Genomic DNA, 23,274 nt, shown 5'->3' on the forward strand with positions numbered 1-23,274 from the left:
TTGGATCTTTAGCTCAGTTGGTTAGAGCAACCGGCTCATAACCGGTAGGTCTGGGGTTCGAGTCCCTGAAGGTCCACCATTTTGGGGGTATAGCTCAGTTGGGAGAGCACCTGCCTTGCACGCAGGGGGTCAAGAGTTCGAATCTCTTTATCTCCACCATATAAAGAAGTTATGAATGATAAATTCATAACTTCTTTTTTTAGTTTACTTAGAATGGTAGATAACTTAATGAATATAGAAACTACACTTTTAACATTGAAACTTGAATGTTAATACTAAAGTAAATTTAGCAAGTATATAAAATTGATAATATATGTTCATAATGTTATTATTAATAATAGATAATTAGTATTAGGAGAGATCATTACTATGGTTATATATAGAGTTAAACAATTTATGTGGGCAATTGCATCTAAGTTTAAACCAATAGATATAAGTGTTATTAAGAAGTATTTAAATAACGATGAAGAAAATTTGTTTAATAAATTGAGTAAATCAGAAAAACATCATTCAATAAGAGTATGTAAAGATGCCTTAAGCAAATCCATCTTAAGGGATGTAGATAAGGAAAAACTAGCTAAAATAGCTTTACTACATGATGTTGGAAAATCGTTAGGAAACTTAAATATAATAGATAAATCATTAATTGTTATTCTTGATAAGATGACCAAAGGGAGATTAAAAAGATATAATTTTAGTAAAAAAATAGATATATATTATAACCATCCAAAAAAATCAGTTGAGTTGTTAAGAAATATACATAAGTATGATGATGAATTTATAGAGGCTATTAGAAAACATCATGGGAAAGATATAGGAACAAATGTATATTTGAAGATAGTAAAAGAATGTGATGATAGTAATTAGTTAATGAGGGAAGGTAATTAATTATGAATTCGAATGATAGAAGAGAGCAAATATTAAAAAACTTAATAGAAAGTAATAAGCCAATTAAAGGGACTGAATTAGCTATAAAATATAATGTAACAAGGCAAATTATTGTTAAGGATGTAGCGATACTAAGAGCAAAAGGCAATAAAATAATAGCAACCCCGGACGGATACATAATAGGTAGAGAAGAAAATAGGGTGAAGGAAATAATAGCAGTAGTACATGATGATAGTCGATTAGCAGAAGAACTTAATATTATAATAAAATATGGAGGGATTGTCGAGGATGTTATAGTTGAACATCCATTATACGGTGAAATTAAAGGGATGTTAATGATAAAAAACTTAAATGAATTAGATAAGTTCTTGGTAAAATACAGAAGCAATGAGGCCAAATTATTATCTTTACTAACAGATGGAATTCATATTCATACTATATCAACTGATACAAAAGAGAATATGAGTAATATTTTAAAAGAACTAAAAATGAATGGTTTTATTATAGAATAGCTAAATTTGACGTTTATGTGGAGGTATATTATGGATTATGATGTATTAATTTTAGGTGGAGGAATAATAGGGTGTTCAGTGGCTTATGAAATGTCAAAGTATAATTTAAATATAGCACTCATTGAAAAGGATTATGATATAGCAGATGATATATCATTTGTAAATACATCAGTAGTCTACGATGGATCAGAAACTTCAGATCCTGTGATGGCATCATTAGAAAACATAGGGAGTAGACTAATAGAAAAAGCCTGTTCTAAATTTAAAGTGCCATATAAAAAAATAGGCGCATTAAGAGTAACTGATAGTGAAATTGCCATTAAAGGGATAGAACAGATGTATGAAAGGGCTAAGAATAGAAAAATAAGCAATGTTGAATTAGTGGATGGAAAAGAAGCATTGGAGATAGACAACAATTTAAAAATAGATGTAAAGAAGGCATTGTATTCGGAAAATGTTGCTATAATAGCTCCATATGATTTAGCAATAGCATATGCCGAAGTTGCTGCTGAGAATGGAGTTAACTTTAGATTTGAGGAAGAAGTAATAGAAATAAGTAACATTAATAAGGGATTCAAAGTGACCACAAATAAAAATAAATTTACTTGTAGAGTAGTAGTTGATACTATAGCGAATGAAATGTATGTTGACGGAAAAAGTATAAAGAAAAATGATATTATAGATGATAAAGAAGATTCAAAAAACATGAGTTATTATTTAATAGATGATAACATGGATAATCCTTTAGATAAAGTTGTAATAAAGGTATTAGACGAGAAAACATTTGTAATTAATATACCAAACTTATCTGGAGGATCTATTATAGGAATAAAGAATCCTAGAGCAGTAAATATAGATGATGGCATAGATTATGCCAATATGATAGTTCCTGGGATGGATAAAAGTAATGTAAATAATATATTTAGTGATACGTATAAGAAAGATTCTATGGTTATAGATGATAAGCATTTAAGCAATGGATATATAAGAGTAACAGGTACTCATTATGGGAAAATAACACTTGCACCTGCAATAGCACAAAGCATAAGTATATCCATAGCATATAATTTGAAAACTACTGAAAAAAAGGATTTCATAGATAAAAGAAGAGAAATATACAGATTTAGAGATATGAATAATGAAGAAAGAAATGAGTTAATATCAGTAGATAAGAGGTATGGAAATATAGTTTGTGTATGTAATGAAATAACTGAAGGAGAGATTATTGATTCAATAAGAAGACCTCTAGGAGCTAGAACAGTTCAAGGTATTAAAAGAAGAACAGGTGCAGCATTAGGAAATTGTCATGGATCATATTGTGTGAGGAAAATAATAAATATTTTAGCTAGAGAGATGGATAAAAGGCCAACCGATATAGTGGAGGATTCAAAGGATTCTAAGGTTTGGCTTAATAGGATAAAAGAATTTGATGAAGTATAAATACTTATAATAAGGGGGATATCTATATTGAAAGAAGTATTTACTAGTTTAGTTAGAATAAAGGGAGATAGTAAACATAGAGTTGTTTCTATAAAAAGTAGCGAAGCAGTTGACAGAGAACTATTTGTTCAGTTTTCCAAGGTATTGGGTAGAATATATGTAGGCACTCCAATATATATAGGAGATGTTATATGTAGAAATATACTTAATACTGGGGTCGATATAATATCTACTAAAAATATTGAAAAACAATAAAATGCCTTAGTAAAATATTGACAAGGACTAGAAAAGTGTTATATAGTTAATATAATAAAATAGTAAACCTTTGAAAAGGCTAGTAGTAATGATTTAATTTTAAGAGAGTTAGTGTTTGGTGCAAACTAATAATTTGTTATTATGAATCCACCTTGGAGGGTCTGTGATGAGCAGAACGGGAAATCGTTAAATTAATTAAGAGGATAGGATAAATTTATTCTATCAATTAGGGTGGCAACGCGGAGTCTTTCGTCCCTTTTTTAAGGGAAGGGGCTCTTTTTTTATATTTATTTTAGTAATTTGAGGAGGAAAAAGAATGTTAGACTTAAAAAGAATTAGAACTAATCCAGAAGGAATTAAAAAGGCATTAACAAATAGAGGAGAAGATTTTGATTCTTCAGTAATAGATGAAGTAATTTCTTTAGATGAAGAAAGAAGAAAAATACTAGTAAAAGTTGAAGAATTAAAAGGAAGAAGAAATCAAGTTTCAGCTGAAATACCTAAAAGGAAAAAGGCTGGAGAAGATGTTACATCTGTAATGGAAGAAATGAGAGAATTAGGTGATGAAATTAAGGCTTTTGATATAAAAGTGGCCGAAATTGACGAAAGAATAAAATATATCATGTTAAGAATACCTAATATTCCGAATCCAGAAGTTCCAGAAGGGGAAACAGATGAAGATAATGTTGAAATAAAAACTTGGGGAGAGATAACTAAGTTTAAGTTTGAACCAAAAGCACACTGGGATATAGGAACAGAATTAAATATTTTAGATTTTGAAAGAGGGGGCAAGGTAGCTGGTTCAAGATTTACTATTTATAAGGGTCTTGGAGCTAGACTTGAAAGGTCTATAATTAGCTATTTTCTAGATAAACATACAATAGAGAATGGATATACAGAAGTACTTCCTCCTTATATGGTTAATAGAGATAGTATGACAGGGACTGGACAATTACCAAAGTTTGAGGAAGATGCATTTAAGGTTGAGAATAATGGATATTTCTTAATTCCAACTGCAGAAGTTCCAGTGACTAATATGTATAGAAATGAAGTTTTAATAGGGGATGATCTTCCAATTAAGCATGCAGCTTATTCAGCTTGTTTTAGAGCAGAAGCAGGGTCTGCTGGAAGAGATACTAGAGGATTAATAAGACAACATCAATTTAATAAAGTTGAGTTAGTTAAGTTCTGTAAGCCAGAAGATAGTTATGATGAACTTAATAAGCTTGTAGAAGATGCTGAATCAGTACTTCAAGGATTAGGACTACCTTATAGAATAGTTAGAATATGCAAAGGGGATTTAGGATTTACAGCAGCGTTAAAGTATGATATAGAAGTATGGATGCCTAGCTATGGTAGATATGTTGAAATTTCAAGTTGTTCTAATTTTGAAGACTTCCAAGCAAGAAGGGCAAATATTAAGTATAAAGAAACTCCAAAAGATAAACCACAGTTTGTACATACTCTAAACGGGTCAGGTGTGGCCATTGGAAGAACAGTTGCAGCTATATTAGAAAACTATCAACAAGAAGATGGAAGTGTTTTAGTTCCAGAGGTGTTAAAGTCATACTTAAGATGTGATGTAATAAAATAGTAATGATTAATTAGCCAGTTTTTATTATAAAAATAAAAGCTGGTTTTTTATATTGAAATACATATATAAATATGTTAAATTCTAAGAGTGGGTGGTATTTTTATAGAAAGCTACACCAGATAATGATTTGTTATTTTAGACAGCTCATATCCATATAGGAATGGGACTAGAAAGTGTCACACTCTAGTTTTGGAGGTGATAACATAAAGATAGGGTTTATAGGAGCAGGAAAAGTAGGATTTTCCTTAGGAAAGTATTTTAGTATAAATAACTTAATGGTTGTTGGGTACTATAGCAAAAATTCAGATTCTGCAAAAGAAGCAGCAAGATTTACAAGTACTAAGTTCTTTGAAAATATGGAAGAACTTATAGAAGAATGTGATACTATTTTCATTACGACTCCAGATGGAGTTATAGAAGAAATATGGGATAGCATAGATAAGTTGTCGATTAAAAATAAAATCATTTGCCACTGTAGTGGATCATTATCTTCAGGAGTATTTTCTAATATTGAAAGCCATAACGCATTTGGCTATTCAATCCATCCAATGTTCGCAATCAGCGATAAATATAATTCTCATAAAAGATTAAAAGAAGCATTTATAACAATTGAGGGGTCGGTTAAATATATCAATTTAGTTAATGATATGTTTGTCAGGTTAGGGAATAAGACTAAAATTATTACAAATAAAGATAAAGCAAGATATCATCTAGCTTCCGTAGTTGCAAGTAATCATTTTATAGCTCTTGTGGAAGAGGCTGTTATTCTTTTAAGTGAATATGGATTTAATGAAAAGGAGGCTATTGAAGCATTGTATCCATTAATTAATAATAATGTCTCTAACATTCGATCTAAAGGTATAATTAATAGTTTGACAGGACCTGTTGAAAGAAATGATATAGGCACAATTGAGAAGCATATAAATCATTTAAATAATGAAGATAGAGAATTATATAAATTAATGTCAAAAAAATTGTTAAAAATAGCAATGATAAAAAATCAAGATAAGTGCTATGAAAAGATAGAAAATATGATTGGAGAATAGATTATGAAGAATACTAGTATAACGTTTAAGGAATCTAAACAAAGAAATGAAAAGATAACAATGTTAACAGCTTATGATTATTCAACAGCGAAGGTAATTGATGAAGCGGGAATTAATGGGATTTTAGTTGGAGATTCATTAGGAATGGTTTGTTTAGGGTATGAGGATACTCTATCTGTAACAATGGAAGATATGATACATCATTCAAGAGCTGTTGCAAAAGGGACAAAGAACGCATTAGTAGTTACAGACATGCCTTTTATGTCTTATCAAGCCTCAGTTTATGATGCAGTTATTAATGCAGGTAGATTAATAAAAGAAGGACGAGCTCAAGCAGTAAAACTTGAGGGAGGAAAAGAAGTTGCAGAAAGCGTTAGAGCAATAGTTAATGCATCAATACCTGTTATGGGACATATAGGACTTACTCCACAGTCTGTAAATGCATTTGGAGGATTTAAGGTACAAGGAAAAAGTGAAGAGACAGCTAAGAAACTTTTAGAAGATGCAAAAGCTGTAGAAGAAGCAGGGGCTTTTGCTGTAGTACTAGAATGTGTGCCAGCAAAATTAACAAAGCTTATTTCTAGTCAATTATCTATACCAACTATAGGAATAGGTGCTGGAGTTCATTGTGATGGTCAGATATTAGTTTATCAAGACATGTTAGGTTTATTTTCTGATTTTACACCGAAGTTTGTTAAAAAATACTCAAACGTAGGTGAAGTAATGAAAAATGCTTTTAAAAGTTACGATCAAGAAGTCAAAGATGGAGTTTTTCCAGCAGAAATTCATAGTTTCAAAATAGATGAAGATGTTATAGAAAAGTTGTATTAGGGGTGAGAAGTATGAAGGTAGTAAGTACTATTAAAGAAGTTAGAGATGCTGTAAGAGAGTGGAGAAAAGAAGGTTTAACTGTAGGTTTTGTGCCAACAATGGGATATTTACATGAAGGACATAAGAGCCTTATCGATAAGGCAGTAGAAGAAAATGATAGGGTTGTAGTAAGTATTTTTGTTAATCCTACTCAATTTGGACCAAATGAAGACTTAGAAAGTTATCCTAGAGATTTAGAAAGGGATAGTAGCTTATGTTCTGATTCAGGAGTAAATGTTATTTTTACACCTCAAAGAGAAGAAATGTATCCAGAAGGGTTTTGTACATCAATTAACATGACAGGACTTACTGAGAACTTATGTGGAAAAAGTAGACCAGTGCATTTTGGTGGAGTTTGTACAGTTGTAACTAAATTATTTAATATAGTAGCTCCAGATAAAGCTTATTTTGGACAAAAAGATGCACAACAATTAGCCATTATAAAGAGAATGGTTAGTGATTTAAATTTAAATATTGAAGTTGTTGGTTGTCCAATAATAAGAGAAGAGGATGGATTAGCTAAGAGTTCTAGAAATACTTATTTAAGTAAAGAAGAAAGAAGAGCCGCTGTAATATTAAGTAAGTCATTAAAGTTAGGATTAGAAGCTATAAACTCAGGAGAAAGAAATAGTAGAAATATTATAGAGTTGATAAAGGGAAATATAGAGAGTGAGAAATTAGCAAAGATAGACTATGTTCAAATAGTCGATTTATTATCAATGAAGGATGTTGAAACTATAGAAAAGCCTGTGTTGGTAGCTATTGCTGTATATATTGGAAAAACTAGATTAATAGATAACTTTATTTTTGAAATATAGTGGGGGTTATAGAAATGAACGTAACAATGTTAAAAGGGAAAATACACAGAGCAAAGGTGGTACAAGCTGAACTAGATTATGTAGGAAGTATTACTGTAGATATGGATTTATTAGATGCAGCAGGAATTTTAGAATATGAAAAAGTCCAAATAGTAGATATAGATAATGGACAAAGGTTTGAAACATATACAATAGCAGGAGAAAGAGGTAGTGGTTTAATTTGCTTAAATGGAGCTGCGGCTAGATGTGTTCAAGTTGGAGACAGAATAATTATAATGGCTTATTGTGAAATGAATAATGAAGAGGCTAAAACTCATAAGCCACATGTTGTATTTGTTGACGATGAAAATAAGATAAATAAAATATCCAGATATGAAAAGCATGGAAAGTTAGAGGATAATTAATATTCTTAAATGGATTTTTCTAAATAGTTAAGCTTTATATTAGAATTATTTAGATAAAATCCATTTTAAATTTTATGGAATAAAAATATTGACAAATAGTATAAAATATTAGTATAATAGCAAAGTAAGTTATGGAGAGATGGTCGAGTTGGTTTAAGGCACCGGTCTTGAAAACCGGCGTACCTTCGCGGGTACCCAGGGTTCGAATCCCTGTCTCTCCGCCAAAAAACCTCAACAATTAATGTTGAGGTTTTTTTTATTATAAACTATTTAAAAATTTTGCTACGGAATCATCTAAATTGCTTTCAATTACTGAAGTTGAAATATTTTTAAGTTCATCAACAGCATTATTAACAGCATAACACTCATCCGAAATTCTGAACATTGGAATATCATTTAAGTTATCTCCAAAGGATATAAGCTTGTCAAAATAGAAATAGTTCTTTAAATGGTTTATTGCATTAGCTTTTGATGCAGAGCTATGATATATTTCAAGATTCATAATTTTTTTATCGTAAGTATCTCTATATTTAACTAAAGATAAGCCAGGAATATGTTGTATTCTAGAATAAAGAGAATTAATTTTATCTTCATAGTCCATAATAGTAAAGTAAAGTATATCTAGGTTTTCAGGAGGTGCTTTTTGTACAAAAGTTTTATAAATTGTGTTTTTTCTTTCTTCATAAAATTTTATTTGATAAGGGTGCTTTAAAATATTATGATACACGAAAATATGATCATCTTTTATTGAGTATATAAAGGCATTTAAATTTTCTTCTGCAATAATATTTTGTAATGTAGAAATTAATTTTCTTTCAATAGTCAAATAATAAAAATATTTATTAGTTTTAATATCATAGATAGTAGCCCCATTCATAGTTACTATAGGAAGGGTTATATTTATACCTTTTAATATATTAACAACAGTAGCAGGTGTACGTGCGGTAGCTATTGTAAAATTAATTCCTTTATTTAGAGCCCTATTTAAAAGGTTCTTGCTATTATCTGAAACTAATGCTTGAGAGTTAAGTAAGGTTCCATCTAAATCTGAAATATATAAATTCATAATTACCTCCTTAAATTACTGATACTTTATTATATAATAGAAAAGTATTGTAGATAAGAATAATTTGAAAAAATTTTAATAAATGTGTTGACATAAGGTTAGAATGTTGGTACAATAGCTAAGTAAGTTATGGAGAGATGGTCGAGTTGGTTTAAGGCACCGGTCTTGAAAACCGGCGTACCTTCACGGGTACCCAGGGTTCGAATCCCTGTCTCTCCGCCATAATTTATTTGGAGAATTACTCAAGTGGCTCAAGAGGCTCCCCTGCTAAGGGAGTAGGCCGGGAAACTGGTGCGAGGGTTCGAATCCCTTGTTCTCCGCCAAAAAGCATCTATATAAATAGGTGCTTTTTATTTTAAATAATTATGTATTATAAAATAGAAAAGTAGTAAAATAGAATTATAATTAGTTTAGAGTCCTTTAATAGGACTCTTTTATTTTTAGGAAAAAGTATAAGTTTTAGGAGTTAATGCTATGGGAATAAGGTTTATCTATGGAAGAGCAGGATGTGGGAAGAGTTATTTTTGCTTAAAGGAAATTAAAAAGAAAATAGAAAGCATAGAAGAAAATAAGTTAATATATATAGTTCCTGAACAATATACATTTCAGAGAGAAACATTGCTTCTTAGAAATGTTGGAGAGAAAGCTTTACTTAGGACAGAAGTTTTAAGCTTTAAAAGAATGGCTCAAAGAATTTTTGAACAATGTGGTGGCAGAGTTAACGATAGAATGAAAGATTCAGGTCGAAGTATGCTTATTCATAAAATTCTTCAGCAGTCAGATGAAAAGTTATTATATTTTAATAGAATATCTAAGGAACAAGGTTTTACAGATATAATATCAGATACTATAAGTGAGTTTAAAAAGTATAATATTACTCCAGAGATAATTAGAGATAATTTGAAAAATGTTGAAGATAGAGAACTTCATGATAAGTTAGAAGATTTATCAGTAATTTATGAAAGTTTTAATAGAAATATAGCTGAAAACTTAATTGATGGAGATGATGAGTTAACAATATTAGCAGAAAAACTTAGAAGCTGTAATGTATATGAAGGAGCCGAAATATGGATAGATGAATTTACTACATTCACTCCACAGCAGATGGAGGTAATAAAAAGGTTGGCTAGCCAATGCAAAATTGTGAACATTACTCTATGCATGGATGAGTTAAATAAGGGAAATAGCAGCGAAATTACGGATATATTTAATGTTATTAAGTCAACCGAGCTAAGAATACTAAATATGATGAAGGAAAACAATATTGGATATCTTAAGCCAATTAATCTTAATGAAGAAGAGCCTTATAGATTTAGAAATAGCAAAGAACTTAGTCATTTGGAAAGATATTTTTTTACCTATCCATTTAAGGGATATATAAGTCCTATGGAGGATATAAGGCTTTACAAAGCTAATAACTCTTATGATGAGATAGAAACTGTTTCAAAAGAGATAATTAGGTTGGTTAGAGATGAAAACTATAGATATAGAGATATTTCTTTAGTGTGCAGAAATATAGATGAATACGAGAAAATTGCTAGTGTAATATTTAATGAGTATGAAATTCCATATTTCTTAGATAAAAAAATAGATATCTTAGATAACCCAATGGTTGTAATAATATTATCAGCATTTGAAGTATATCTAAAAAATTGGTCTTATGAAAGTGTATTTAAATATCTAAAGAGTGGATTAACTGATATAGATAGAGAAGAGATAGATATACTAGAGAATTATGTGTTGGCTAATGGAATAAAAGGATTTAAGTGGACTGGTAATTTAAATTTTCATGAAGAATCAGAAGAAAATGAAATCATTGAAATTATGGAAAGGGTTAGAAGACCTCTTATAAAGTTTCATAAAGATATGGAAAAAAATAAGAGTATAAGAGAGGTTTGTAAATCAGTATATGAATTTTTAGTTAGTTTAGATATCTTTAATAGAATAGAATCTTGGATAAAAGATTTTGAAGATAAGGGGATAAATAATAAAGTTAAGGAATATGAACAAGTTTCTGAAATTGTTTTAGATGTTTTAAATCAAGCTGTAGAAGTAATGGGGCAAGATAATTTGAGTATAGAAGAATTTTATAAAATAATAAATTCTGGGTTTGCGAGTAAAGAGATAGGAGTTATACCAGTAGCGTTAGATCAAGTAAATATCGGAGATATAGCTAGGATTAAAGGGAGAGAAGTAAAAGCTTTATTTATCGTGGGGGTAAATGATGGAGTTTTACCTGCTGCTAATAAAGAAGAGGGAATACTCTCAGATAGAGATAGAGATATATTAAAAGACATTGGAGTAGAATTATCATCAACTACTAAGTCAAAGGTGTTTGAAGAACAATTTATGGTGTATACTGCATTAACTTTAGCTAGTAACTATTTAATGATTAGTTATCCAATGGCTGATTTTGAAGGAAAATCTTTAAGACCATCTATAATAGTTCCTAAGATGAAGAGAATTTTTACAAAGTTAATTGAAGAAAGTGATTTATATAATTTAAGAGATAAGAAAGACAAGTATGCTAATGTTGTTGCCCCCATTCCGACATTTAACAATCTTATATTAGCCTTGAGAAAAAACTATGAAATGGAAGAAATTGAGGATTATTGGGATCAGGTATATGCTTGGTATAAAGATAAAGAGGAATTTGAAAATAAGTCAGGAAATATACTTAATGGGTTGGATTATAACAATGCAGCAGAAGTTATGTCTACAAGCAAGATAAAAGATTTATATAGTACAGATAGTGGAAGACTATTATTTAGTGTCTCTAGGCTTGAAATGTATGCAGAATGCCCGTTTTCCTATTTCGTTCAATATGGTCTTAAAGCAAAGGATAGAAAGGTATATGAGTTTTCAGCTCCTGATTTAGGTTCATTTATGCATGACATACTGGATGAATTTACTAAACGTGTAAAAGGTGAGAAGATATCGTGGTCCGAGTTAAATGCAGATAAGTGTAGAATTATAGTTGGTGAACTTGTTCAAGCAAAGCTAAAGGAGAATAGTAATTCTATATTAAATAGTAGTAAAAGATATAAGTATTTTACAGACAGATTTAAGAGAGTTATCACTAAGTCTGTATCAATAATAGCAGAACAAATGAGAAAAGGGCAATTTGAGATATTTAGTAATGAATTTGTGTTTGGAAGTTTTAATGATGGAGCTCCAATTAAAATAAGTTTACCTTCAGGAGAAGATGTGTTTTTAACTGGTAGAGTTGATAGAATAGATTCTTTAGATATGAATGGAAACACTTATATAAGAATAATAGATTACAAATCCGGAGCAAAGAAATTTGATTTAAATGAATTATATTATGGATTACAAATTCAACTTTTAGTGTATTTAGATGCAATAATTAAGAATTCTAAGTATATACTGAATAAGCAGGCTATTCCAGGGGCTATATTATATTTTAGGATAGATGATCCTATTATTAAAAGCAAAGGTGATCTTGAGGAAGATCAAGTAAGAGAGCAAGTGCTTCAAAAACTTAAAATGAATGGGTTATTACTTAAAGATGCTGAATTGGTTAGATCAATGGATAATGATATGGAGACTTATTCATTGGTTATTCCTGCTACATTTAAAAAGGATGGGGATTTTTCATCAAATAGTTCAGTGATTACAGAGGAGCAGTTTAGTATATTAAGGGATTATGTAAATGAGAAAATGATAGAATTATGTGAGGATATGTTAAGTGGAGTAATAAGAATAGAGCCTTGTAAGAACTTGACAACAGCATATTGTGATTATTGTGATTATTCTGCTATATGTCAGTTTGATACAAGTATAAAAGACAATAAATATAAGTTAGTCTTGAAAAAGAATGAAGATGAAGTTTGGAATATGATAAAAAGTACAGTAGAAGGAGGCTATGGTAATGGGGGAAACTAAATGGACTAAAGAGCAGTTAGATGCAATTGAAACTAGAAATTGCAACTTATTAGTAGCTGCAGCTGCTGGATCTGGAAAAACTGCAGTTTTAGTAGAAAGAATAATACAAATTATAACAAATGAAGAGAACCCTGTGGATATAGATAGATTATTAGTCGTTACTTTTACTAGTGCAGCAGCTTCAGAGATGCGAGAGAGGATAGCAGGTGCTATAACTAAGGCTTTAGAAAGAAAACCAAACTCAAAAAATCTTCAAAAACAATTAACTTTATTAAGTAGATCTAATATAACGACAATGCATTCATTTTGTCTAGATGTTATAAAGAATAATTTTCATGTAATAGACATAGATCCTGGATTTAGAATACTAAATGAAACAGAAGGTGTTCTTTTAAAAGGTGAAGTAATAGATGAACTTTTTGAAGATAAGTATGAAGAAGAAGATAATGAATTTTTAACATTAGTTGAAGCATATAGCGGTTCAAGGGACGATAGAAAACTTAAAGATATAATATTAGATTTATATAGATTTTCAATGAGTGGACCTTGGCCAGAAGTATGGCTTAGAGAAAAAGCAGAAGATTTTAATGTTAAAGATAAAGAAGAACTTTCTAAAAGTAATTGGGTTGAGGTTCTTAAAGAAACTCTTAAAATTGAAGTTAATGGATTAATAAGTATGGTTTATAAGTCTATTCAGATATGTAATGATACAGTAGGTTTGGAGCCGTATTTGGAAAATTTAGAATCAGATAGATTAATATTAGAAGAAATTTATGAATCTTTAGATAAGGATTTAGATACTATTTATGATAAGTTATTTAATGTAAGTTTTTCAAAGCTTAAAACAATAAAAAAAGGTGCTGTTGAGGATGATAGTATAAAAGAAACTGTTAAGTTAATTAGGAATGACATAAAGAAGAAGATTGGAAAAATAAGAGAAGATATATTTTCAGCGAATCCAGATGAAATGTTAAAAAGTGTACAGAGGTCATATACTTACATGAAAGAACTTACAAACCTTGTAATTGAGTTTCAAGAGAGATTCTCTAAGGCCAAAAAGAGTAAAGGAGCATTAGATTTTAATGATCTTGAACATTTATGTTTAAGAATATTAACTAATGAAGAGGTTAATGTTAAAGAGAATTTTAAAGATCATTTTGATGAAGTTTTAGTTGATGAGTATCAAGATTCAAATAATGTTCAAGAAGCTATTATTGATTTAGTATCAAGAAAAAACAGTGATAACCCTAATGTATTTATGGTTGGTGACGTTAAGCAAAGTATTTATAGATTTAGACAGGCAAAACCAGAGTTGTTTTTAGAAAAGTATAATACTTATTCTAAGAATGAAGGTAAAAATAGAAAAATACAATTATATAAGAATTTTAGAAGTAGATTTGAAGTAATTAGTGGAGTTAATTTTGTATTTAAAGAGCTAATGTCCAAGGTTGTTGGAGAATTAGATTACACAGATGAAGAGGCACTAAATTTAGGAGCTGATTATAAGTTGTTGGAGGAGACAGGGGTTACTGGAGGAGATGTTGAACTTCATGTGTTTGATAAATCTTCTTGTATTGATGAAAGTAGCAAAGAAGAGGTTGCAAGTGAGGAACTAGAAGAAGATGTTGGGGCAATTAATATAGAAGCTAGAATTGTAGCGAAAAGAATAAAGAAATTACTGTCTAGAAAAGAAAAGGAAACTTTTAAGGTATTAGATAAAGAAACAGGAGAATATAGACCAGTTACATATAAGGATATTGTTATACTCTTAAGAGCAACTAAGAATTGGTCAGAAATATTCTTAGATGAATTAGGAGCACAAGGTATTCCTGTATATTCAGATACTGGCTCAGGATATTTTGAATCAATAGAAATAAGAACTGTTATGTCGCTTTTGAAGGTTATTGATAATCCAATGCAAGATGTGCCTTTAATTGCATCATTAAGGTCACCTATATTAAATTTTACAGTAGAAGAGTTAGCCAATATAAGATTAATTAATAAAGAAGGCTATTTCTATGAAAATATAAAGTTAATATGTACTGATGAATATAAAGAAGATATTGTATTAAAAGAAAAGTGCTTACGTTTTATTAAAAAACTTAATGAATGGAGAGATAAGTCGGTATATATGCCGATAGATGAATTGATATGGTACTTGTATATGGATACTGCTTACTATGGGTATGTAGGAGCTATGCCTAATGGAGTATTAAGACAGGCAAATCTTAGGATACTATTTCAGAGGGCGGAAGTGTATGAAAAAACAAGTTTTAAAGGATTGTTTAACTTCATTAATTTCATAAACAGGCTTAGAAAATCATCAGGAGATATGGGAAGCGCAAAAATTTTAGGGGAAAATGAAGATGTAGTTAGGATTATGAGTATTCATAAGAGTAAGGGATTAGAATTTCCTATAGTATTTTTATCTGGATCTGGAAAACAGTTTAATTTAATGGACTTGAATAAGAATATACTATATCATGAAGAACTTGGATTAGGTCCTGAATTTATTGATCTGGAAAAGAGGGTAAGTCATAGCACTTTGCCAAAAGAAGCAATAAAGCAAAGGATTAGACTTGAAACTTTATCAGAAGAAATGAGAATATTATATGTAGCATTTACAAGAGCAAAGGAAAAGCTTATAATTACAGGCTCAGCATCAGATTTAGAGAAATGGGCAAAGAAATGTTGTAATGCAGCTAATTTAGATAAAGAGGTCATACAATCTTCAGAGGTCCTTAAAGGAAAATCATACTTAGAGTGGATTGGGATGGCATTAGCTAAACATAAAGATGGAGAAGTGATTAGAGATTTAGTAGGAATTTTAGGTATAGAAATAAAAGAAAGTCTATCATCTTGGAATATTAAGTTTTGGAGTAAATCAGAATTAGTTAATGAAAATACATTAGAAATCATAGATGAAACAAGAAAAGAAAATCTTTTTATAAATTCAACTTGTGAAATGATAGATGAAGAGATTGAAAGAAGGTTAGGGTTTAGATATAAATTTAAAGAAGCGACTAATATCAGAAGTAATTTTTCTGTATCAGATTTAAAAAAGAAGAATTTTGAAGAGTTGGATACTAACGAGGGTAGTGAATTTTTTAAAGATAAAATAGACATAATTCCTAAATTTCTTAAAGAGGAAAAAGGTATTACTTCTGCTGAAAAAGGAACTGCAATTCATTTTGTTATGCAGAGGATTTACTTCAATAGGGTTAATACAGTTGATGAAATAAAAGAGCAATTAAATGAATTATTAATCAATGACCTTTTAAGTGAGGCTGAACATAAGGCAATTAATCCTACAAAGATATTTAATTTTTTTAGAAGTAACTTAGGAAAAAGATTGTTGAAAGCTTTTAAAGATGGAAGCAAGGTGTATAAAGAGCTACCTTTTTACACTGAAATAAGTCCATTAGAAATAGATAATGAACTATCAAATAATATCGAGAAAGAAAAAGTAAGACTCCAAGGTGTTATAGATTGTTTCTTTTACGAAATGGATAATATAATTTTAGTAGATTATAAGACTGATTATGTACAAGAAGGAAATGAAGAGGATATGATAAAGAAATATTCTGTACAAATAAAGTATTATAAAGAAGCTCTAAAAAAAATAACAGGAAAAACAGTTTCAGAATCCTATTTATATTTATTTTATTTAGATAAAGAGATAAGTATTTAAAAGTAAGCAATTCACAGCATTTTATTTAAAGAGTGCTATGAATTGCTTACTTCTTAGCAATTGAAATTTTTATTTCCTGAGAAATAATCTACTAAGGTTAGATACTATTAAATGAAGGTAGTTATTGAATTATTACTTTACTTCCTCTAGGAATGTTATCAAATAACCATTTTGAATCTGATTCTCCAAGACGAACACAACCATGGGAGGCAGGTTTACCTAGGGTAAAGTCAACTATCTTGCTTTTATCTTCGTTATAAGGTAGTGAGTGGAATAAATAGTCTCCATTAAATTGAACCCAGTACTTTCCACCTTGTTTATAGCTGTTAGAGAAAAACCATTTACCTTTTTCTTTTATAGTGTAAGTTCCTTTAGGAGTTTCTTCTCCATTAATTCCAGTAGAACAACAAAAAGACTTAACTAAGTTCCAAGAATTTTTTTTGCCTTTATAAATGTTAGTCTTTTGATTGTTCAAATCAACTTGGATTAAGTAAGGTGTATTACTATCCAAAGAAAGTGTATTTATATTTGATATAGTTATATTAGCAACTTTTGAAGAGGTTGGTTGAGTTGCATTAGCATTGGAGTTTGAATAACTTTGATAAGCTTTAATCTCCTCAATTTTAGATACAATAGATTCATTATCACCAACAATATAATTTACACTATCTAACAATGATAATGCCTTATCATAATCTTTCACATTAATAAGAGCAGTTGACTTTGATATTATGCCAGAAATTATATGCTCTTTACATTTTCTAATATATTCAACAGCGCTAGGATAATTATCATCAGTGTATTTTATATTTGAAAAGACATTATAAGCATAAATATATTTTCCAGAGTCAAATAAGGCAACTCCAGAGTTATAGGAATTGTCTAAGTTAGTTATAGAATTATTAGAACTATCTAGTGGAATATCATATCTCTTTATTTCATTAATTAATTCTAATATAGATTGTTCATTTATGTTTTCAACTTCAACTTCATGAGAGAGTGTATTTAACTTTTGGGAAAAGTAATTTTTCAAGTCACTTTTTAGTAGAATTGACTTAAACGGGTTAAGTGTTTCTTCTTTAAGCAATATGTTATTAGCATTGGAAAACTTCTTTTGATCAAAGTTAGATGAAAAGTCATTAAATAAAGTTTTATAATTTAAGTATTCACAAAGTGTTAGTGTGCTTACTAACATAAAAAGTAAAACAATAAATATTTTAAGTTTTAAGCTACTTTTTTTTGTGATGTTTCTACTAAAGTTAAATTGTGATTTTTTCATCTAAATAAAAACCTCCTAACAATGCAATATACATATAATATTGACATTATTTGTACAACTTAAACAATAAATCGATAAATTAGGTTGTAATAATGGAGATAGTATGGTTAAAATTATAATATATGTAACCATGATAATTTAAACAAATTAGAATAGGAGTGTAAAATGACTAAAGGAGATAATATTTTTAAAAAAATCATTAATTCGATATATAACTTAAAAGAATTTCCGAGTTACAGAAAAGAAGGAATAAAAAAAGCTATTTTATATGCCCTTATTTTAACTATTTTTATTGGTGGAATAAAAGGAATAATTAAGAGTATAGGTTTTAATAATTCTAGCAATGAAACAATTAGAATTATAAGTGATGAAAAATATAAATTTTCTATTGTTAATGGACAGTTAAATTTGGTAAATACACCTTTAAAAATCGAAGAAAATAATATGATCATTTATATGGATAAAGATATAACTATAAGTGAAAGTGCCAAGCTAAGTAATTCTACAATAGTTAATGAAGGCACATATATATTAATGCTGAATGATGGGATTGTTGTAAATTCAAATAACTCAGGAATTAGTCAAATGAAGTATAATTATAATGAATTAGGTATAATGAATGGATTTGATAATAAAACATTAATAGATATGATTCGAAATATAAAACTTCCTATCATGGTGTTAATTGCTATAGTTTATATTATACAAGAATTTATATTCTACTTGATGGTAGCATTGATGATAGGTGTTTTATCATTAATTCCAAGCAAATTATTCAAGTTAAACATGGAACTTGAGGAGCTATTCTCATTAGCAATATATACAGCAACTTTTCCAAACATTTTAATATTGATATTAACTATATTAGTTCCGAACGTTCCATTTGATACAGCTGGTATGGTTGGAACGATAATATTTACTTACATAATATTAAATGATTTAAGAAAAGAAATAAATTTATAATAAAAAGTGGCTATGCCACTTTTTATTATATTACAGATTCAGATAATAATTAGGAGGATTAATCATGAAGATAATTCATACTGGAGACTGGCATATAGGAAAGATTGTAAATGAATTTTCTATGATAGAAGATCAAAAATATGTTTTGAATAAGTTGATAGAACTAATAAAAAAAGAAAAACCAGATGTGTTAATAATTGCAGGAGATATATATGATAGATCTATTCCTCCTGTTGAAGCAGTAGAATTGTTAAATGAAACACTTAAAAGAATTTTAATTGAAAATAAAGTTAAGATAGTTGCGATTTCAGGGAATCATGACAGTGGCGAAAGACTTGCTTTTGGAAGTGAAATACTAGAAAGAGAAGGTTTATATATAGCTGGTGTACTAGAAGAAGATATAAAGGTTGTAAATTTAAAGGATAAAAATGAAGAGGTTAATTTTTATTTAATTCCGTATGTGGATCCAGCAGTGATAAGGAAAAGATATAATGATTCAAACATAAGAAGTCATAATGATGCTATGAAAGCTATAATCTCTAGAATTGAAGAGAAGTTTAATAGTGATTCTATAAATATAATTGTAGCTCATGGATATGTTACAGGAAAGAGAGAAGAAGCCATAAACAGTGAAGATGAAGATAAGTATAAGATAGCTGAGATACAGACATCAGATTCAGAAAGACCTTTATCAATTGGTGGGACGGATTTGATTGATGGAGAAGTATTTAAAAGTTTTGATTATGTTGCATTAGGACACCTACATGGAAGGCAAAAAGTGGGACGGGAAGGTATTAGATATTCAGGGTCGCTGCTAAAGTATTCCTTTTCAGAAGTAAATCATAAAAAAGGTGTAACCATAATTGAAACAAAAGAAAATAAAAAACTAATTATTAGACAAGAAGAAATAAAACCACTTAGAGAAATGAGGATAATTAAAGGACCTATAGAAGAATTGATAAAGGTTGCAAAGAATGAGGATAGTACTTGTGAAGATTATATTCAAGCTATATTAACTGATGAAGGAGAATTGTTAGATCCAATAGGAAAACTTAGATCTGTATATCCTAATATAATGTTACTTAAAAGGGAAGAGAGAAAAAGTATAGGAGAGAGTGCTACAGCAGCATCGGAAGGATATAGAAATAAATCGGAAATAGATTTATTTAAAGAATATTATGATAGTCTTGGTGATGGAGAATTTACAAAGGAAAAAGAAACTATTATAAAAGATGTTATAAATGAGGTTCTTAGGAAGGAGGAATTTTAATTGAGACCTTTGAAACTAATTATATCTGCATTTGGACCATATGCAAAAGAGGAAGTTATAGATTTTCAATTATTAAATGGAAAGAATATTTTTTTGATTACAGGTTCTACAGGAGCAGGAAAAACAACTATATTTGATGCTATAAGCTATGCTTTATTTGGAGAAGCTAGCGGGAGTGCAAGAGAAAATGATTCATTAAGAAGTGATTTTTCAGCAGCTGATAGATTAACATTTGTAGAATTAGATTTTGAGTTAAGAGGGCAAAAGTACCATATTAGAAGAATTCCTCAACAATTAAAACCTAAAGTTAAGGGAGAAGGATTTACTACTCAAAGTTCAGAGGCAGAATTAATACTACCTGATGGTAAAGTTAAGACTGGGAATAATAATGTTAGTAACAAGATAAATGAACTTTTAGGTATAAATAAAGAACAGTTTAAACAGATAGTTATGTTGCCTCAAGGGGAATTTAAAAAACTTCTTTTAGCAGATTCTAAAGAGAGAGAAATTATATTTAGAAAGATATTTGGTACATACACATATGAGAAAATTCAAACTCTCTTATATGATAGGGCTAGAATTATTTATAAGGAATTAGAAAGTTCAAAAGAAAGAGTAAAGGCATACGTTAAAAATGTTAGGTGTGAAGAGAAAATAGACGTAGGTGATTATGTAGAATTTGATGCTATAATACAAATACTTGAAAAGTTAATTAAAGAAAGTAAAGCAAAATATGATGAAACTCAGAAAAGATTAAATAGAGTTAAAAAAGAAATTGATAGATTTAGTGAAGAAAAGATCAATGGACAAAATATCAATAAATTAATAGAAGAAAAAAATAACACTAAAGCAACTTTAGAAAAAATGACAAATGAAAAAGAATTTATAAAAGAAAAAGAAATACTTTGGGATAAGTTAAATAGGGCGAGAGAAATTACCTATATTGAAGAGGAGCTATTAAAACAAATAAATAATAAAGAAATAAAAATTACTGATAATATTGAATGTAATAACGCAATTATAGATATAAAAGAGAAATTAGATGAGGCTAAAAATTCTTTAAAGGTTGAAGAGAATAGAGAAGAAGAAAGATCAAAGTTATCAGAGCAAATAAATTCACTAAGTGAAAAGAGACCCAAAATAATTGAATTTGATAATAAGATTAATAATATTAATGATTTAAGTATAAAGTTGAAAAAAAATATTGAATTAACTAAGAAAGAAAAAGAATCTATTGAATTCCTTAAAATAGAGAAAAAAGAAAAAGAAAACTTGATTAAAGAAATATCTGAGTTTGAGAAGAGAAAGATAATTTTAGAAAAGGATATAGAAGAGAATAATAAGAAAATTCAAGAAGTTAGAGATTTATATAAAGGAATTACCAAGTTTAAGGAATTGAACAAGATCCATGAAGAATTAAGTGTAAAGTTTTTATCTAAGGAACAGGTATATATTGAGAAAAAGAAGGAGTTTGAAGAAAAAGAGGAATTATATATGAAAGAACAAGCTGGAATATTAGCTATGAAGCTTGTAGATGAATCTCCTTGTCCTGTTTGTGGATCAGTGAAACATCCAAATCCAGCTAAAAGGTTGAATAATGTACCTACAGAAGATGAGTTAGAAGCTAGCAAAAAGATCTTCGAATTTCATCAAAAAGAATATAATGAGAGTTTGTTAGAATTAACAAAGATAAGGTCGTCAGCTGATAATTTGTTGGATGAAGTAATTAATAAGAAGTTATATAATTTATCAGAAGTTATAGAGTGTAGTAAAAGTTTTAATGAATATACAGAGGAAAAGGTATTAGTATCAGGGAAAAGTATAGGAAATAAGATTAATGAACTGAAGGAAGAGGTAGAGGCAATCAATAAAGAAATATCTAAAAAAGAGTCTATAAATTTTAGGTTAGTTAAAATAGATGAAGAACTTAAAGTAAAAGAAAAATTGTTAGAAGATATAAATAGTGAGCATACAACAATTTACGGCAGCCTTAAGGGAGAAGAAGAAACTTTGAAGTCATTAGAAAGTGATTTGCCAAAAGATATAAAATCTATTACAGAATTAGATGATAGAATAAATAAACTTAAAGATAAGTTAAATAAGTATAATGAACAATTAAAATTAGCTTTGGAAAGTGTAAATAAATATAATAATGAATTAACTTCAAAAGAAACAAAAGCTAAGGGAATTGAAAAGATAATAAAAGAATTGGAAGAAGAAATACAAACTAAAAAATCTTTGCTAGAAGAAAAAATACAAACATGTGGATTTAATAATTATGAAGATTATAAAAGCATTACAAATTTAATTGGTAAGGAGGAAGTTCTTAAAAGTGAGATCAATAAGTTTAACGAGGAGTTCAAATCAATTAGGGATAAATTTATAGAGCTACAAGATAAAACGAAGGATATGGAAGTAATTGATATAAACGAAATAGAAGAAAGCATAAAGAAGCTTAGATTAATAGAGAATGATGTCTATAATGAAGAAAAAGAAATATATTCAATTACAACAAATAATTCTAATGTATTAAAGGAAATAAAGGAAATCAAATATAAATTTGAAGATAGAGAATCGAGGTACAAAACAATAGGAGAACTTGCTACTTTAGCAAGTGGAAAGAAAAGTCCTTACGTTACATTTGAAAGGTTCGTTTTAGCATCATATTTCCAAGAAATAATAGATGCTGCAAACTTGCGACTAAGTAAGATGACAGGGGATCGGTTTGCGCTAAAGAGGAAGGAGGATAAAGGAAAAGGAAGTTATCAGCAAGGATTAGAGCTTGAGGTTTATGATAACTACACAGGAAAGTGTAGGCATGTAAAAACACTATCAGGTGGTGAAAGTTTTAAAGCTTCATTATCATTGGCTCTAGGGTTATCAGATGTAGTTCAAACAAATGCTGGAGGAATATCATTAGACACTATTTTTATTGATGAAGGTTTTGGTACTTTAGACTCTGAATCATTAGACAATGCTATCAATTCATTAATTGAGTTGCAGAGAGGGGGAAGATTAGTAGGGATAATTTCACACGTTCCTGAATTAAAAGAGAGAATAGAGTCAAAATTAGAAATAACTATATCGGCTACTGGAAGTAGTGCGAACTTTAGCGTTAATTAATAAAAAGATACTCTTAAAATACTAATTAATTTATATAAAAACCATATATTTACAAAAAAGGTTGTCTGTAAACAAAAACTGTGATATTATATAAGTATCGTATTTGAAATAAATGGAAAATATAACACATAATGGTATAGAGGGAGATT

General features: G+C 29.0%; 16 protein-coding genes, 5 tRNA genes and 1 other annotated feature. Of the genes, 19 read left to right on the forward strand and 2 right to left on the reverse strand.

What is annotated here, in order from left to right:
- Positions 1-2 precede the first annotated feature (2 nt).
- The 12 genes from FAY47_RS15325 to FAY47_RS15380 all read left to right on the forward strand — a co-directional run bounded on the left by FAY47_RS15325 (position 3) and on the right by FAY47_RS15380 (position 8,051).
- Positions 3-79: transfer RNA gene (locus FAY47_RS15325), tRNA-Ile, on the forward strand.
- 4 nt (positions 80-83) lie between these two features.
- Positions 84-159 (forward strand) — tRNA-Ala (locus tag FAY47_RS15330).
- Between the two features lie 210 nt (positions 160-369).
- A complete protein-coding gene (locus tag FAY47_RS15335; RefSeq protein WP_143317781.1) occupies positions 370-867 on the forward strand; it encodes an HD domain-containing protein in 498 nt (165 codons plus the stop codon).
- Positions 868-890: 23 nt separating this feature from the next.
- On the forward strand, positions 891-1,400 hold the full coding sequence (locus tag FAY47_RS15340; RefSeq protein WP_143317782.1) for a transcription repressor NadR: 510 nt from the start codon (positions 891-893) through the stop codon (positions 1,398-1,400).
- A 30-nt stretch (positions 1,401-1,430) separates the two neighbouring features.
- A complete protein-coding gene (locus FAY47_RS15345) occupies positions 1,431-2,840 on the forward strand; it encodes an FAD-dependent oxidoreductase (RefSeq protein ID WP_143317783.1) in 1,410 nt (469 codons plus the stop codon).
- Between the two features lie 24 nt (positions 2,841-2,864).
- Complete coding sequence (locus tag FAY47_RS15350) at positions 2,865-3,095, forward strand: DUF1667 domain-containing protein (protein WP_143317784.1); 231 nt, start codon at positions 2,865-2,867, stop codon at positions 3,093-3,095.
- 61 nt (positions 3,096-3,156) lie between these two features.
- Positions 3,157-3,355, forward strand: a binding site (T-box leader).
- Between the two features lie 56 nt (positions 3,356-3,411).
- Positions 3,412-4,689, forward strand: coding sequence for a serine--tRNA ligase (gene serS / locus FAY47_RS15355; protein ID WP_143317785.1), 1,278 nt, complete (start codon positions 3,412-3,414; stop codon positions 4,687-4,689).
- 203 nt (positions 4,690-4,892) lie between these two features.
- Complete coding sequence (locus FAY47_RS15360) at positions 4,893-5,735, forward strand: Rossmann-like and DUF2520 domain-containing protein (RefSeq protein WP_143317838.1); 843 nt, start codon at positions 4,893-4,895, stop codon at positions 5,733-5,735.
- A 3-nt stretch (positions 5,736-5,738) separates the two neighbouring features.
- Complete coding sequence (panB, locus tag FAY47_RS15365) at positions 5,739-6,566, forward strand: 3-methyl-2-oxobutanoate hydroxymethyltransferase (RefSeq protein WP_143317786.1); 828 nt, start codon at positions 5,739-5,741, stop codon at positions 6,564-6,566.
- An 11-nt stretch (positions 6,567-6,577) separates the two neighbouring features.
- Positions 6,578-7,423, forward strand: coding sequence for a pantoate--beta-alanine ligase (gene panC / locus FAY47_RS15370; RefSeq protein WP_143317787.1), 846 nt, complete (start codon positions 6,578-6,580; stop codon positions 7,421-7,423).
- 14 nt (positions 7,424-7,437) lie between these two features.
- Positions 7,438-7,827, forward strand: coding sequence for an aspartate 1-decarboxylase (gene panD, locus FAY47_RS15375; RefSeq protein ID WP_143317788.1), 390 nt, complete (start codon positions 7,438-7,440; stop codon positions 7,825-7,827).
- A 133-nt stretch (positions 7,828-7,960) separates the two neighbouring features.
- Positions 7,961-8,051 (forward strand) — tRNA-Ser (locus tag FAY47_RS15380).
- A 35-nt stretch (positions 8,052-8,086) separates the two neighbouring features.
- On the opposite strand, the gene FAY47_RS15385 is transcribed toward FAY47_RS15380, so the two are convergent.
- Entirely contained in the window at positions 8,087-8,893 is an 807-nt protein-coding gene (locus FAY47_RS15385) for an HAD family hydrolase (protein WP_143317789.1), read from the reverse strand.
- 131 nt (positions 8,894-9,024) lie between these two features.
- Here FAY47_RS15385 and FAY47_RS15390 point away from each other — a divergent pair.
- From FAY47_RS15390 to addA, 4 genes are all read left to right on the forward strand, one after another.
- Positions 9,025-9,115: transfer RNA gene (locus FAY47_RS15390), tRNA-Ser, on the forward strand.
- A gap of 10 nt (positions 9,116-9,125) precedes the next feature.
- Positions 9,126-9,216: transfer RNA gene (locus FAY47_RS15395), tRNA-Ser, on the forward strand.
- Between the two features lie 151 nt (positions 9,217-9,367).
- Positions 9,368-12,799 (forward strand): helicase-exonuclease AddAB subunit AddB, encoded by a 3,432-nt coding sequence (addB, locus tag FAY47_RS15400; RefSeq protein WP_143317790.1) that lies wholly within the window; start codon positions 9,368-9,370, stop codon positions 12,797-12,799.
- Positions 12,786-16,490, forward strand: a complete 3,705-nt coding sequence (addA, locus tag FAY47_RS15405; RefSeq protein WP_143317791.1) for a helicase-exonuclease AddAB subunit AddA — start codon at positions 12,786-12,788, stop codon at positions 16,488-16,490. The genes addB and addA overlap by 14 nt, the downstream gene beginning before the upstream one ends.
- Positions 16,491-16,611: 121 nt before the next feature.
- Here the strand turns inward: addA and FAY47_RS15410 are convergent, their stop codons facing one another.
- Positions 16,612-17,769 carry a L,D-transpeptidase gene (locus tag FAY47_RS15410; RefSeq protein WP_143317792.1) on the reverse strand — a complete coding sequence of 386 codons (1,158 nt, stop codon included), beginning with the start codon at positions 17,767-17,769 and terminating at the stop codon, positions 16,612-16,614.
- Positions 17,770-17,934: 165 nt separating this feature from the next.
- On the opposite strand from FAY47_RS15410, the gene FAY47_RS15415 reads away from it, so the two are divergent.
- The 3 genes from FAY47_RS15415 (at position 17,935) to FAY47_RS15425 (ending at position 23,125) form a co-directional block, all read left to right on the forward strand.
- On the forward strand, positions 17,935-18,732 hold the full coding sequence (locus FAY47_RS15415; protein WP_143317793.1) for a DUF1189 family protein: 798 nt from the start codon (positions 17,935-17,937) through the stop codon (positions 18,730-18,732).
- 64 nt (positions 18,733-18,796) lie between these two features.
- The gene (locus tag FAY47_RS15420) at positions 18,797-20,002 is read left to right on the forward strand and encodes an exonuclease SbcCD subunit D (RefSeq protein ID WP_143317794.1); all 1,206 of its coding nucleotides are present in this window, start codon (positions 18,797-18,799) and stop codon (positions 20,000-20,002) included.
- Positions 20,003-23,125, forward strand: coding sequence for an AAA family ATPase (locus tag FAY47_RS15425; protein ID WP_143317795.1), 3,123 nt, complete (start codon positions 20,003-20,005; stop codon positions 23,123-23,125).
- The last annotated feature ends 149 nt before the right edge of the window (positions 23,126-23,274 follow it).

This window comes from Clostridium sp. HBUAS56017, assembly GCF_007115085.1.
Classification (GTDB): domain Bacteria; phylum Bacillota; class Clostridia; order Clostridiales; family Clostridiaceae; genus Clostridium; species Clostridium cibarium.

What these genes read in the sequence shown, in the direction of transcription:
- panB (WP_143317786.1), top strand. Translation starts at nt 5,739, where the DNA reads ATGAAGAATACTAGTATAACGTTTAAGGAATCTAAACAAAGAAATGAA.
- FAY47_RS15410 (WP_143317792.1), bottom strand. Translation starts at nt 17,769, where the DNA reads ATGAAAAAATCACAATTTAACTTTAGTAGAAACATCACAAAAAAAAGT.
- FAY47_RS15415 (WP_143317793.1), top strand. Translation starts at nt 17,935, where the DNA reads ATGACTAAAGGAGATAATATTTTTAAAAAAATCATTAATTCGATATAT.
- addB (WP_143317790.1), top strand. Translation starts at nt 9,368, where the DNA reads ATGGGAATAAGGTTTATCTATGGAAGAGCAGGATGTGGGAAGAGTTAT.
- FAY47_RS15345 (WP_143317783.1), top strand. Translation starts at nt 1,431, where the DNA reads ATGGATTATGATGTATTAATTTTAGGTGGAGGAATAATAGGGTGTTCA.
- FAY47_RS15335 (WP_143317781.1), top strand. Translation starts at nt 370, where the DNA reads ATGGTTATATATAGAGTTAAACAATTTATGTGGGCAATTGCATCTAAG.
- panD (WP_143317788.1), top strand. Translation starts at nt 7,438, where the DNA reads ATGAACGTAACAATGTTAAAAGGGAAAATACACAGAGCAAAGGTGGTA.
- serS (WP_143317785.1), top strand. Translation starts at nt 3,412, where the DNA reads ATGTTAGACTTAAAAAGAATTAGAACTAATCCAGAAGGAATTAAAAAG.
- FAY47_RS15385 (WP_143317789.1), bottom strand. Translation starts at nt 8,893, where the DNA reads ATGAATTTATATATTTCAGATTTAGATGGAACCTTACTTAACTCTCAA.
- addA (WP_143317791.1), top strand. Translation starts at nt 12,786, where the DNA reads ATGGGGGAAACTAAATGGACTAAAGAGCAGTTAGATGCAATTGAAACT.
- panC (WP_143317787.1), top strand. Translation starts at nt 6,578, where the DNA reads ATGAAGGTAGTAAGTACTATTAAAGAAGTTAGAGATGCTGTAAGAGAG.
- FAY47_RS15420 (WP_143317794.1), top strand. Translation starts at nt 18,797, where the DNA reads ATGAAGATAATTCATACTGGAGACTGGCATATAGGAAAGATTGTAAAT.
- FAY47_RS15340 (WP_143317782.1), top strand. Translation starts at nt 891, where the DNA reads ATGAATTCGAATGATAGAAGAGAGCAAATATTAAAAAACTTAATAGAA.